General features: G+C 32.6%; 10 protein-coding genes. 1 reads left to right on the top strand and 9 read right to left on the bottom strand.

Annotated features, from left to right (window positions below):
- Positions 1-133: 133 nt before the first annotated feature.
- From ACTF56_RS06245 to ACTF56_RS06280, 8 genes are read right to left on the bottom strand one after another with little or no spacing between them, the layout of a single operon-like run.
- Complete coding sequence (locus tag ACTF56_RS06245; protein ID WP_438966051.1) at positions 134-1,900, bottom strand: cytochrome c oxidase subunit I; 1,767 nt, start codon at positions 1,898-1,900, stop codon at positions 134-136.
- A 26-nt stretch (positions 1,901-1,926) separates the two neighbouring features.
- Complete coding sequence (locus tag ACTF56_RS06250) at positions 1,927-3,078, bottom strand: cytochrome c oxidase subunit II (protein WP_438966052.1); 1,152 nt, start codon at positions 3,076-3,078, stop codon at positions 1,927-1,929.
- 19 nt (positions 3,079-3,097) lie between these two features.
- The gene (locus ACTF56_RS06255; RefSeq protein WP_438966053.1) at positions 3,098-4,450 is read right to left on the bottom strand and encodes a quinol:cytochrome C oxidoreductase; all 1,353 of its coding nucleotides are present in this window, start codon (positions 4,448-4,450) and stop codon (positions 3,098-3,100) included.
- A gap of 29 nt (positions 4,451-4,479) precedes the next feature.
- A complete protein-coding gene (locus tag ACTF56_RS06260; RefSeq protein ID WP_438966054.1) occupies positions 4,480-5,022 on the bottom strand; it encodes a c-type cytochrome in 543 nt (180 codons plus the stop codon).
- A gap of 7 nt (positions 5,023-5,029) precedes the next feature.
- Positions 5,030-5,554, bottom strand: a complete 525-nt coding sequence (locus tag ACTF56_RS06265) for a DUF3341 domain-containing protein (RefSeq protein WP_438966055.1) — start codon at positions 5,552-5,554, stop codon at positions 5,030-5,032.
- 6 nt (positions 5,555-5,560) lie between these two features.
- Positions 5,561-6,967: an NrfD/PsrC family molybdoenzyme membrane anchor subunit gene (nrfD, locus tag ACTF56_RS06270; protein ID WP_438966056.1), complete on the bottom strand. Its 1,407-nt coding sequence runs from the start codon at positions 6,965-6,967 to the stop codon at positions 5,561-5,563.
- 31 nt (positions 6,968-6,998) lie between these two features.
- Positions 6,999-10,091, bottom strand: a complete 3,093-nt coding sequence (locus ACTF56_RS06275; RefSeq protein ID WP_438966057.1) for a TAT-variant-translocated molybdopterin oxidoreductase — start codon at positions 10,089-10,091, stop codon at positions 6,999-7,001.
- Positions 10,092-10,124: 33 nt separating this feature from the next.
- Entirely contained in the window at positions 10,125-11,444 is a 1,320-nt protein-coding gene (locus ACTF56_RS06280; protein ID WP_438966058.1) for a c-type cytochrome, read from the bottom strand.
- A gap of 211 nt (positions 11,445-11,655) precedes the next feature.
- On the opposite strand from ACTF56_RS06280, the gene ACTF56_RS06285 reads away from it, so the two are divergent.
- Entirely contained in the window at positions 11,656-12,045 is a 390-nt protein-coding gene (locus tag ACTF56_RS06285; protein ID WP_438966059.1) for an SPOR domain-containing protein, read from the top strand.
- Between the two features lie 66 nt (positions 12,046-12,111).
- On the opposite strand, the gene infB is transcribed toward ACTF56_RS06285, so the two are convergent.
- Positions 12,112-14,919 carry a translation initiation factor IF-2 gene (gene infB / locus ACTF56_RS06290; RefSeq protein WP_438966060.1) on the bottom strand — a complete coding sequence of 936 codons (2,808 nt, stop codon included), beginning with the start codon at positions 14,917-14,919 and terminating at the stop codon, positions 12,112-12,114.
- Between the last annotated feature and the right edge of the window lie 40 nt (positions 14,920-14,959).

Consider the following 14,959-nt stretch of genomic DNA (forward strand, 5'->3'; position numbering starts at 1 on the left):
GAACTCGGAATTTTTGAAATTTTCTTTTTTGTTGACATATTATTTAATATTTAGTCAACTTTTTTCAGGACAAGACATTTATAACAAAAAACCTTTCCATTTGGAAAGGTTTTTTTATGTTTTAAAATGATTTTTAGTGATGTAATTCTTCTTCACCATCTTTCATTGGCACTGTTTGAGGTACATAATCTTCATCATGCCCTGGTTTACTGTAATCGTAAGGCCAACGGTGTACTTCAGGTAATTCTCCAGGCCAGTTCCCATGTACATGTTTAACTGGTGCAGTCCACTCTAAAGTGTTAGATTTCCATGGGTTCATAGGTGCTTTTTTACCTTTGAAAATGCTGTAGAAGAAATTCCAAAAGAAAACCAATTGGAAAGTTGCTCCAACAATTGCAAACATAGTAATTAAAACGTTTACATCTGCAAGCTCATCAAATAATGGGAATGCCGTATTACTGTAATAACGTCTTGGTAAACCTGCCATACCTATAAAGTGCATTGGGAAGAAAACTCCGTAAGCACAAACAGCAGTAATCCAAAAGTGAACGTAACCTAAGTTTTTATTCATCATTCTACCAAACATTCTTGGGAACCAATGATAAACTCCAGCAAAGAAACCATATAAAGCAGATATACCCATTACCAAGTGGAAGTGAGCTACAACAAAATATGTATCGTGAACATTAATGTCAAGAGTACTATCACCTAAAATAATACCTGTTAAACCACCAGTAATAAAAGTTGAGACTAGACCAATTGAAAATAACATAGCAGGATTTAGCTGAAGGTTACCTTTCCATAAAGTTGTTATATAGTTGAATGCTTTAACAGCTGAAGGAATGGCAATCAATAAAGTCGTAAAAGTAAATACTGAACCTAAAAAAGGATTCATTCCAGATACAAACATGTGATGCCCCCAAACTATTGTTGACAAAAATGCTATTGCAATAATAGACATGATCATTGCTCTATAACCGAAAATTGGTTTTCTAGAGTTTGTTGCGATAACTTCAGAAGTAATACCTAATGCAGGTAATAAAACGATGTATACTTCAGGGTGACCTAAAAACCAAAATAAATGTTCATATAAAACTGGAGAACCACCCTGATAATGTAAAACTTCACCACTTATGTATATGTCGGATAAGAAAAAAGATGTTCCAAAACTTCTATCGAACATTAACAACAAAGCGGCTGAAAATAAAACAGGGAAAGAAATTACACCGATAATAGCAGTAACAAAGAAAGCCCAAACAGTTAATGGTAATCTTGTCATTGTCATACCTTTAGTTCTTAAATTAATAACAGTAACTATATAATTTAAAGAACCCATTAAAGATGAAGCAATAAAAATTGCCATGGAAACTAACCATAAAGTCATTCCTAACCCTGAACCAGGAATTGCAAGTTCAACGGCACTTAAAGGAGGATATACAGTCCAACCTGCTGATGCTGGTCCTGATTCAACAAATAATGAGGAAAGCATAATGATGCAAGATACAAAAAATAGCCAAAAAGAAAGCATATTCATGAATCCAGAAGCCATATCTCTTGCACCAATTTGTAATGGAATAAGTAAATTACTAAAAGTTCCACTTAAACCAGCTGTTAGTACAAAGAATACCATGATGGTTCCATGAATTGTTACAAGTGCTAGGTAAATATCATTTCTCATAACTCCACCTGGAGCAAAGTTTTCTCCTAAAAATATTTTAAAAATTTCAAAAGATTCTTCTGGCCAAGCTATTTGCATACGGAAAAATAGTGATAAAACTACACCTACTATTCCCATTAAAAGACCTGAAATAAGATATTGCTTAGCAATCATCTTGTGATCTAAACTAAAGATATATTTAGTTATAAAAGTTTCTTTATGATGACCGTGTTCGTGTGACATAATTGTATTATTTGAAATCTCCTATATTATTTAATGATTTGTGCTATTTCTTTGATTGTATCCATCTTTACAGATTCAGTCTTTGGCTCTTCAGCCTTAACTTCAGGTGCATTAGCTTCCTTCCATGAAGAAACTAAAGTAGGTTTTTCTGCAAGCCATTTTTTGAAATCTTCTGGAGATTCAACAACGATTTTCATTTGCATGTTGTAATGTGATTTTCCACAAATTTTATTACACAATAACAAATAATCAAAGGTATATGGATCTAAAGCAGCTTCACCTTTAGCAACTAATTCAGCACTTTTTTTACTTCTGATGGCATTGATTTTATTAACTTTAGCTACAATTGCTTCATCTTGTCTCATTTCTTCTGTAGTTACAGTAGGAACAAAATTAAATTGAGTAACCATTCCAGGTACACAGTTCATTTGCGCTCTAAAGTGAGGCATGTAAGCTGAGTGCAAAACATCTTGAGAACGCAATTTGAAAACAATTTTCTTTCCTTTTGGTAAGTGTAATTCTTGAACTACTTTATCATCCTGCGCATTGGGATCTTCTAAATCTACCCCTAAAGTGTTGATTCCTTCAATATATCTAACATTAGCTTTTCCAAGAGCATTATCTTCACCAGAATAACGAGCTTCCCAACCGAATTGTTTAGCATATAATTCTACAAAAATAACTTCTTCTTCTTCTTCAAAATACATAATTTCATTCCAAGTATATAATCCATAAAGAATTAAACCTGCAAGAACAACTACTGGTATTCCTGTCCAAATAGCCTCAAGTTTAGTATTATCAGAATAATACAAAGCTTTTTGACCTTCTTTACCTTTATATTTAAAAGTGAAATAATGTAAAAGAAATTGTGTAACGGTTTGAACAAAGAAAATTACTAACATAGAAATGTTCATCAAATTATCTACATCTTTACCATGTTCTGAAGCAGGTGTACCTAGAACAAATTCACCCCAAGCAACTAAACTGTATATTGTGAAAATGTAGATAAAACCAAGAAAACCAAACATCAAATAACCGTTAATGTTGTTGTCGTTATCATTAGCTACTTCAGAATCATCTTTAGCATTACCAACTTGGGTTAAATCAAATATCTTTGTTAATTGCCATACAGCAATTCCAATTAAAATTAAAACAATGAATATCAATAAACTTGTCATTTGTTTATTTCTTTAAATATTAATAATGAAAATGTTTGCTTTCTTCCATAAGAGGATATCTTTTTGCATTTAAAGATACTTTAGATAAGGCATTAAATACAATAAAAATAAATAGCCCTGTGAAGAATAAAATTGAACCGATTTCAGAAGCACCAATGTACCATTGGTCACCTACTGTCGCTGGCATAATCATATTGAAAAAATCAATATAATGTCCAAATAAAATTACAGATCCTGCTCCGATAATAATCCAAGTTAAACGCTTAAAGTCAGCGCTCATAAGGATAAGTAAAGGAAAAATAAAGTTAAGAACTAACATGCCAAAGAAAGGTAAGTTGTAATCTCTAATTCTTGTAATAAAATATGTAACTTCTTCAGGAATATTTGAATACCAAATTAGCATGAACTGAGAAAACCATAAATATGTCCAAAAAATACTTATTCCAAACATAAATTTAGCTAAATCGTGTATATGACTTTTATTAACTTCAGGTAAATATCCTTTAGATTGTAAATAGATTGTAACTATTGTAATCATCGTTATACCACTCACAAAGAAACTTGCAAAAACATACCAACCAAACAAAGTACTGTACCAGTGTGGATCTACTGACATAATCCAATCCCATGACATAATAGATTCAGATACTATAAAGAAAACTAAGAAAGCGGCAGATGCCTTAAATAATTTTTTATAATTAGAATCATCATTTGACTCATCTTGAGCTAAAGAAAATTTTCTTGCAAAATGTCTGTATAAATTCCAACCTGTTAAAAATATAACAGCAAAAATTAAAAATCTGCCGACACTTAACCACCCTTTTTTAGCAAAGATTAATTTATCAAAATGTTCACTTTTAGGATTAACTACTTCTGGATCCATCCAATGGAACATATGATTCCAATGCAAACCAGCTGCAACTAACAAAATGAAAAATATGATTGAGCCTGGTAATAAATAAGCAGTTATTCCTTCCATTACTCTAAAAACAACTGGAGACCAACCTGCTTGTGAAGCAATTTGGATAGCATAAAAAGCCAAAACTCCTAAGGTTAGTAGTAGAAAAAATATCGCAGCCACATAGAATGCAGACCAAGGTCTGTTTTGCATTTGAGTCTTTACGTGTTCAACATGTTCCTTGTGTTCTTTTGCTGCTTCTTTGTCAGAAACATCATGTGTAGCATGAGAATCGTGACCAGAATGAGCATCATGAGCAACAGCACCGTGATGAGCATCTTCTTGATGCTTCAATATAGCTTCAACTTCTTCGATAGTTTTAGGAGTAGTAAAATATCCGTAACTAATACCCAAAACTCCTAATACAATTAGAATAAGTGAAAAAGTTTTTAATTTACTTGAAAAAGTGTACATATCTTTATATTCAAAAAATTGATTTACAATTATAATTCAGACTTCAGTTTTAATACATAATCAGCAACTTGCCATCTTTCTTCTTGTGAAAGTTGATTGGCATGAGAACCCATTGAATTTAAACCATAAGTAACAACATGAAAAATACTACCATCAGTGATTTCTCTATCTTTATAGCTTGGTACTCCTAAGAATTTTTCTCTTTCCACCAATTTACCTTTTCCATTACCTTTATCACCATGACAAATGGCACAATAAATACCATATAATTCTTTACCTTTTTCTGGGTTAGAAGTAATGGAATCCAAAGGAGATTTCATAGATTTAGAAAGAATATAACCTTCAGGGGTATTTGGAATTTCGTAAGGGACAAAACCTCTTTTGATAGCTCCATCAGGTAAAAGTTGACCTTCTTTTCCATCTTTAAAAACATCATGTTCTGAATAGGTTTCATAAGAAACTGACTCATACATGTTTGGGAAAAATTGATAATTAGGTTTTGAATTGTTGTGGCAAGAAACCATAACAAAGGTCAATCCTAATACAGCTACTATTTTATTTAAGCTTTTCATATCTAAATTAATGCTTTTCTATTACTTTAACTTCTACAGCTCCAGTAGATTTGAAAAATGAAACCAGTTCATCTTCATTTCCATGAACACCTACTTCCATTAAAAAATGATCATCTGTTGTTCTTACATCAGGATTCTCGGCTTTTTTAAATGGCCATAATTTACTTCTCATATAAAAAGTAATAACCATTAAGTGAGCAGCAAAAAATACTGTTAACTCGAACATAATAGGAACAAATGCAGGCATATTTTGTAGGTAACTAAAACTTGGTTTGCCACCAATGTCTTGAGGCCAATCTACAATCATAATATATCGCATCATTGCTGTAGCAAAAGACAAACCAATTATACCGTAAATGAAAGATGCAATTGCAATTCTTGTTGGTGCCAATCCCATTGCCTTATCTAGACCATGTACTGGGAAAGGTGTATATATTTCTTCAATATGGTGATGAGCCGATTTTGTTTTGTGAACAGCTTCTAAAAGCACATCATCATCATTGTATATAGCGTGTATAACTTTATTACTCATGATGGTTTAATGTTTATCTGAATTATGACCGTTTAGTTCTCTATTTCTTTTATAATTGTCACCTGAAGATTTTAAAATAGTTTTAACTTCAGCTTGAGCAATAACTGGGAAACTTCTAGAATATAATAAGAATAAAACAAAGAAGAAACCAATTGTACCTATATAAATACCAGCATCTACAAAAGTAGGTTGGAACATCGTCCATGATGAAGGTAAATAATCTCTATGTAAAGATGTAACAATAATTACGAATCGTTCAAACCACATTCCAACGTTAACAACAATGGATATTATGAAAGAGAAGGTAATACTTGTTCTTAATTTTTTTGACCACATGAATTGAGGTGAAAATACGTTACAAGTCATCATCAACCAATAAGACCACCAGTAAGGACCCGTTGCTCTGTTAAGGAAAGCATATTGTTCATATTCAACACCTGAATACCAAGCCACAAACAATTCAGTAATATACGCACAACCTACAATTGAACCTGTAATCATGATTACTATATTCATTAATTCAATATGTTGTACAGTGATATAATCTTCAAGGTTTGAGACTTTTCTCATGATGATTAACAATGTATTTACCATTGCAAAACCAGAGAAAATAGCTCCAGCAACGAAATAAGGTGGTAAGATTGTTGTATGCCATCCAGGAATTACAGAAGTCGCGAAATCAAAAGATACAATCGTATGAACAGAAAGTACAAGAGGAGTAGCTAAACCAGCTAAAACTAAAGATACCTCTTCGAAACGTTGCCAATCTTTTGCTCTACCGCTCCATCCAAAAGAAACTATAGAATATATCTTTTTTGTAAAAGGAGTCACTGCTCTATCTCTCAACATAGCAAAATCAGGTAACAAACCAGTCCACCAAAAAACTAATGAAACTGATAAATAAGTTGAAATTGCAAATACATCCCAAAGTAAAGGTGAGTTAAAATTTACCCACAAGGAACCAAATTGATTTGGTATAGGTAAAACCCAATATCCCAACCATGGACGACCCATGTGAATGATTGGAAACAAACCTGCTTGCATTACTGAGAAAATAGTCATTGCTTCTGCAGAACGGTTAATTGCCATTCTCCATTTTTGACGGAATAACAATAATACTGCGGAAATTAGTGTTCCAGCGTGACCGATACCTACCCACCAAACAAAGTTAGTGATATCCCAAGCCCAACCTACTGTTTTATTTAATCCCCAAGTTCCTATTCCTGTAGAAATAGTATAAATCATACAACCTAATCCCCAAAGGAAAGCAGCTAGTGCAATTGCAAAAACTGTCCACCATTGTTTGTTAGCTCTGCCTTCAACAGGTCTTGCTACATCTACTGTAACATCGTGGTAAGATTTATTTCCTACTACTAAAGGTTTTCTAATGGGTGCTTCGTAATGAGACGACATAATCCTTTATCTTGTTTCTGTTAATTAATAATTATTTTTTATCGTTTGTAACTTTTACATGATAAAACACATTTGGCTTAGTTCCAATATGCTCTAATAAATGATACATTCTTTTATCTTCTGCTAATTCAGCAACTTTTGATTCGTTGTCATTAACATCTCCAAAAACCATAGCTCCACTTGTACAAGCTGAAGAACATGCTGTTTGGAATTCACCGTCTTTGATTATTCTTCCGTCACGTTTTGCATCTAAAATAGTTTTTTGTGTCATTTGAATACACATAGAACATTTTTCCATTACACCACGAGAACGAACATTAACGTCAGGATTTAATACCATACGACCTAAGTCATTATTCATATGGTAATCAAATTCTTCATTTTTATTATATAAAAACCAGTTGAATCTTCTAACTTTATAAGGACAGTTGTTTGCACAGTAACGAGTACCTACACAACGGTTATATGCCATATGATTCTGACCTTGATGACTATGAGAAGTTGCAGCAACCGGACAAACTGTTTCACATGGAGCGTGGTTACAGTGTTGACACATTACAGGTTGGAAAGCAATTTGAGGGTTTTCTGAAGGATGCTCTAATCTATCTAAACCAGAAAGAGTACCGTCACCTTTTCTATCACCCACTAAATAATCACCTAAACCTAAACCTGAAAGACCTTCTTTTTCTTCCACATCACCAGCAAAAGTTTCTTGAGAAGAATAATATCTATCAATACGCAACCAATGCATATCTCGACTTCTTCTAACTTCAGATTTACCAACAACTGGTACATTATTTTCTGCATGACATGCAATTACACATGCTCCACAACCAGTACAAGCGTTTAGGTCAATTGACAAGTTAAAATGATGTCCAATTGATCTATCAAAAGATTCCCAAAGATCAACTTTAGTAGCAGCAGTTTCTTTATGGTCTAAAGAAACCATTGGAGTTGGATTCCAAACTTCTGAATTTTCACTTACAAAAGTACTTAATGTAGTTTCTTTGATGATATCACCTCTACCCATTAAAGTTTTTTGTAATTGAACACATGCAAATTCATGTTCACCTTCTTCTAAAGAAATTGTAGCAGATTGGTTTGCATTTAAATTGGCATATAATTGATAAGCATTAACCCCTACTTGCATTTCGGATTTCATGCTTTCTTTTTTACCGTATCCAAAAGCCAATCCAATAGTTCCTACAGCTTGACCTGGTTGAATGATTACTGGAACTTTGGATAAGGAAGTATTTCCTACTTTAATTGTTACATAGCTACCGTTAAGTCCACCATTAGCAACATTAAAGTTTTCTAATTTATATTTTTCTGCATCTTTTTGAGAAACTGTAACATAGTTGTCCCAAGACACTCTTGTAATTGGATCTGGAAACTCTTGCAACCATGGATTGTTTGCTTGTTGACCATCACCTAAACCAACTTTTGTATATAAAACTAAATCTAAGTTAGATGATTTTGCAGAAGATAATTTACTTGCAGAAGAATTGTAATCAACCGAAATGCCACTTAAAGCACTTACTTCAGAAGAAGCAAATCCGTCATGAACAGCTTGATTCCAAGTTTTACCATTTAAGTAAGAGGCTGCAAAAGATTTTAAATAATCGTAGTAAGCTGTAGGATTATCTGTTAAAGACAATAGTACATCTTGAAATTGTTTAGTATCAAACAACGGACGAATAGTTGGTTGCATGATGCTATAATTTCCTTTTTGGATGGTAACATCACCCCAAGATTCTAAATAGTGAGGAGCTGCCGCAGCAATATTTGAAATCTTCGCTGTTTCATCTTCTTTCATAGAAAATGCTACAGACAATTTAGTTTTTTTTAATCCTGAAACGAAATCTTTTGAATTTGGTAAAGTATAAACCGGATTTACACCATACATAATTAATGTATGTACTTTTCCAGCATTTAAATCGACAACTAATTGATTGACTTCTTTTGCATTACCTTTTCTAGTTAATAACACATTAGAAGTATTGAAAGCTTCAGAATTTAATTTTTGATTGATTGCTAAAGTCAATAATTGCGCATCAACATCATCTAAACCACAAACTAAAACACCTTTAGAGCCAGCCGAGTTTAATTGACTTGCAGCATTTACGACATCTTTATCATATTTCTCTATTGTTGATGCAGCTACAGCATTACCCGTAATAGCGTTATATATTTTTACTAAAGCCAGTTTTTGGTTTGCTATAGTTAAAGGAATTCTTTTATCACAATTAGCACCTGCTAATGACATGTTGGCTTCAATTTGAATATGTTTAGACATTTTTCCATTTTTAGGAATACGTCCTTGAGCATATCCAGCATCAAAACCTCCACCTTGCCAATCACCTAAAAAGTCAGCACCAATAGAAACAATTACATCAGCCTTTGAAAAATCATAATTAGCTAATGCTCTGGTTCCATAAACAGTTTCAAAAGCATCCAATGCAGATGATTCAGAAACAGCATCATAAATTACTTGTTTTACATTAGGATATTTTGCCTTCAAGTCTGAAAGTAAAGCATCTGTAGAAGGACTAGCCATTGTATTTGTTAAAACCACAACAGATTCTCCTTTTGATTTTGCATCTTCTAAACTTGATTTAATCTTAGCGTTTACATCTCCCCATTTAGCATCTTTGTTAGCTATCATAGGATTTTTTAAACGAAGACTATCGTATAATGAAAGAACGGAAGCATGTACTCTTGCGTTAGCACCTGTTTTTGAACCTTCTAATTTGTTATTTTCTACTTTGATTGGACGACCTTCACGCGTTTTGATTAAGATGTTTGCAAAATCAAAACCATCAGCCATAGTTGTAGCATAATAATCAGCTACACCCGGTATGATTTGTTCTGGTTGAAGTACATAAGGAATTGACTTTACAACTGGACCTTCACAAGCAACTAATGAAGCAGCTGCTGTACTAAATCCAACGTATTTTAAAAAGTCACGACGAGTAGTTGAAGAAGATGCTAAAGTGTCTTTGTCACTTAAAAAATCTTCTACAGGAATTTGCTCCACAAACTCGTTGCTTCTTAGCGTCTCAACAATAGAACTATTTTCGTTTAGTTCCTCAACACTTTTCCAGTATTTTTTGTTTGATGCCATTGTATATAAATATTAGCTTCTTAAATTATTTTATTAATAGTGACATTTACCACATTCTAAACCACCCATTTGAGCCGCTGTTAATTGCTTAACACCTAACTTTTTAGATAATTCTTCATGAATTTTTTTGTAGTACTCGTTGTCTTCTACTTTTACATTAGTTTCTCTGTGACAATTGATACACCAACCCATTGTTAATGGAGCAAATTGCTTTTGAATTTCATATTCCTGAACAGGACCATGACATTTTTGACATTCAACACCAGCAACAGTAACGTGTTGAGAGTGATTAAAATATACAAAATCAGGCAAATTATGAATACGAACCCATTTAACTGGACTTGTTTTACCTGTGTATGATTGAGTTGTTTGATCCCAACCTACAGCTTTGTATAATTTCTGAATTTCTTTATCATAAAAATCTTTTGAATATTCAGGAGTTGCAGTATTTTCAGCTACTTCAGCAATATTTTTGTGACAATTCATACAAACATTTAACGATGGTATGTTAGAATGCTTACTTACTCTTGAAGCTGAGTGACAATATTTACAATCAATTTCATTATCACCAGCATGAATTCTGTGTGAATAATGTATTGGTTGAATTGGCTCATATCCTTGATCCACTCCTATTTGCATCAACCATCCATAAGCAAAATAAGCACTTATCAGTAAGAATAAAATTGCTGAAACAACCATTAAAAATTGATTTCTAACAAATGAAACCCAAATTGGCGTTGATTTTTCTTTAACTGGAGCCTCAATACCGTTTGCTTTTGCTATTTTCGTAAGCACATTACTTACCAAAAACAACATTACAACCAACATTGCTAAAACCAAAGCTAAAGCACCAAGAATAATATTATTTGAAATTCCAGAGTCAGTATTACCTCCTGAAACTAGCTCACCTGGAACTGGAGTTGGAGGAGCAGGTTTTACTTCTGAAGTATATGCAAGAATATTGTCAATATCAGCAGTAGATAATTGAGGAAATGCCGTCATTGGCACTTTCCCATTTTCCTCATAAACTTTTACAGCTAATGCATCACCTGATTTAATTAATTCAGCACTGTTATTAATCCATTTGTAAAGCCATGCTGTTTCATATTTATTTGCTACGCCACGAAGAGCTGGTCCTGTTGCTTTGGCATCTAATTTATGACATGCCGCACAATTGGCATTAAATAATTCTTTCCCTTTAGCTGCATCACCACCACTTGCTGGAGCAGCATCTGCAACTGGTGCATCTGTTGGAGCAGCATCTTGAGCATAAGTTGCAAAAGAAATGGTTAGCGATAAAGCTAAACTGAAGAAAATCTTAGAAAACGATCTATGGTTACCCACCTTTTTCATATTTAAAATGATTATCAACTTAATTTTTGGTATGATTTTAGAAAGGTATAATTATAACTATACATTCTTAAAAACTTGAGCAAAAATACAACAATTGAATTATTATCAAAACCATAATTTTACCTTAATTAGTAATTTATATTTGTTCTAAATAATCGACGATTTTTGTATACTAATTTTAAAATGTAAATTTGTTTAAAATTTTAATCTTATGAAAAACATAATGAAACTAAAGTATCTGACTTTCTTATTGTTATTTAATATTTTGAGTTTTAATTGTTATTCTCAAACGTCAGAAATAACTATTGAACAGGACGATAACATTGAAACTTTGTTAAAGGAAAAAAGAAGGATGAATACGGGTATTACCATAAATGACTTGTTTAAAATTCAAATTTTTAATGGAAATAGTGATAATGCGAAAAAAACCATGATGGAATTCAAGAATCAGTTTAAAGAAATTGATGTTACTATGATTTACAATAATCCTACATTTAAGGTTTGGGCAGGGAATTTTAAAACACGTATTGAAGCTGAAAATGCTTTGTTAGAAATTAAGAAAAAATATCCTTTGGCTTTATTAATTAAACCCAACAAATAATCTAATTATTAACCAAAAAAAATCCTGAACTTAACATTCAGGATTTTTTTATTTTTGAATATTGAATTACTTTTTCAATTTCTTTTTAACTTCCACTTCTTGGAATGCTTCAATTAAATCTAACTCTTTAATGTCGTTATAATTTTTAATTTGCATACCACAATCGTACCCTTTAGAAACTTCTTTTACATCGTCTTTAAAACGTTTTAAAGTGGTTAATTCACCAGTATAAACTACAACACCATCTCTAATTAAACGGATTTTAGAATTTCTATAAATTTTTCCATCAGTTACCATACATCCAGCAATTGAACCGACTTTAGATACTTTAAAGATTTCTCTAATTTCAGCTGTTCCAGTAATTTCCTCTTTTAATTCAGGAGAAAGCATACCTTCCATTGCATCACGTAAATCATCAATTGCATCGTAAATGATTGAATAATTACGAATATCTATTTCTTCTTTTTCGGCCAATTGTTTTGCATTACCTTGAGGTCTTACATTAAATCCAATAATTATTGCATCTGAAGCCGATGCTAATAACACATCCGATTCGGTAATTGCACCAACTCCTTTATGAATAATATTAACTTGTATTTCTTCTGTAGATAATTTAGAGAATGAATCAGATAATGCTTCAACAGAACCGTCAACATCACCTTTAAGGATAATATTTAATTCTTTAAACTGACCTAAAGCAATACGACGACCAATTTCTGCAAGAGTTATGTGTTTTTGTGTACGAACAGATTGTTCTCTTTGTAGTTGAGTACGTTTTGCAGCAATTTGTTTAGCTTCTCTTTCATCTTCATAAACTGTAAATTTATCACCTGCTGTAGGTGCACCGTCCAAACCTAAGATAGATACTGGAGTTGATGGACCTGCTTCTTTAACAATGTTACCTCTTTCATCATGCATGGCTTTAATCTTTCCATGATTTTTACCGGCCAACATATAATCACCAATTTTCAAAGTACCTGCTTGAACTAAAATAGTTGAAACATAACCTCTACCCTTATCTAATTGAGCTTCGACAACAGTACCGATAGCTGCTTTATTAGGATTAGCTTTTAATTCTAAAATTTCAGCTTCCAATAAAACTTTTTCTAATAATTCTTTAACACCAGTTCCTTTTTTTGCTGAGATATCTTGAGATTGGTATTTTCCACCCCAATCTTCCACTAGTAAATTCATACCAGCTAATTTTTCCTTAATTTTTTCTGGATTTGCTGTTTCTTTATCCACCTTATTGATGGCAAAAATCATGGGTACACCTGCAGCTTGCGCATGGCTAATTGCTTCTTTAGTTTGTGGCATGATGTCATCATCCGCAGCGATAACAATAATTGCAATATCTGTAATTTGAGCACCACGAGCACGCATAGCGGTAAATGCTTCGTGACCAGGAGTATCTAAAAATGCTATTTTTTGACCTCCTTCTAAAGTTACACCATAAGCACCAATGTGTTGTGTAATACCACCTGACTCACCAGCAATTACATTAGCTTCACGAATATAATCAAGAAGTGACGTTTTACCATGATCTACGTGCCCCATTACAGTAACGATTGGCGATCTTTCTTTTAAATCTTCAACTTTATCTTCAACAACTTCTATATTTTCTTCAATATCAGTTGTAATAAATTCAACTTCATAACCAAATTCGTCTGCTAAAATAGTTAACGTTTCAGCATCTAGTCTTTGGTTTTGTGTCACCATTATACCTAAAGACATACAAGTACCAATTACTTTAGTAACAGGAACATCCATCATGGTAGCAACTTCGCCTACAGTAACAAATTCTGTTACTTTAATTGTTTTACTACCTTCTTCTAAAGCTTGAAGTTCATCTTCATTTCTTTGACGGTGTGTGTCTCTTTTATCTTTACGATATTTGGCAGCTTTTGATTTATTTCCTCTACCTTGAAGTCTTTCAAGAGTTTCTTTAATTTGATTTTTTACATCTTCTTCGGTTGGTTCAACTTTTTGAACAGGTGGTTTTTTACCTCCTTTATTAAACCCGTTATTAACTCCACCTTTTACAAACTCTTTCTTACTTCCTGGTGCAGCTGTAGTTCCTGGCACAGTAGGTTTAGAAATTCTTTTACGCTTGTTTTTATTAGCATTGTTATTATTAGCAGCGCCAGGAGTTCCTGGTTTAACATCACCTGCTTTTTTAACTTCTTTTTTAGGATCTTTCTTTTTAGGTTTATTAAATTGAGATAAATCAATTGTTTTACCTGTAAATGTAGCTCCTGCTAATTTAGTATATTGAGTTTCAACAACTTCTTCAACCGGTTCTGAAGTTTCTTGTGCTGTAGTTTCCTTTGGAGTGACTTTAACTTCAACTTCCTTTTTAATGATAGGTTTTTTCTCTACATTGATTTTTTTAGAAGTATCTTCAGCAATTGGTTCGACAGAAGTCACCTCAACAACTTTTTGAATTGGTTCTGGTTCTTCCTGCTTTACCTCTTTAATTTCAGGTTTAATTTCTGATTTTTTATCTGAAGGTTTACCACCTAAATCAATTTTACCAATAGTTTTTGGCCCTGACAAAGTAGCTTTTGCTTTAACAATTTCTTGTCTTTGCTTTTCTTCTTGAAGTCTTTTTTCTTCTTGTTCTTGCTCTAATTGTTTTTTAAGCGCTTCTTTTTCTTTTCTCTTTTCTTCACCAACTTCTAGAGAAGCGACTTTTTTACCTTTATCAGCAGAAAATTGACCGCATAAGACATCATATTCTCCTTGTGAAATTTTTGCATTTGGACTTGCGTCTATACTATGACCTTTTTCTTTTAAAAAATCAACGGCTCTTTCTAAGGAAATATTTAATTCTCTTAAAACTTTATTTATTCTTATTGCTCTTTCTTCAGACATAAATTAATTTAATGTTTCTTCTAATATATTTAATGTAAAT

The organism is Flavobacterium sp., from assembly GCF_965657075.1.
Classification (GTDB): domain Bacteria; phylum Bacteroidota; class Bacteroidia; order Flavobacteriales; family Flavobacteriaceae; genus Flavobacterium.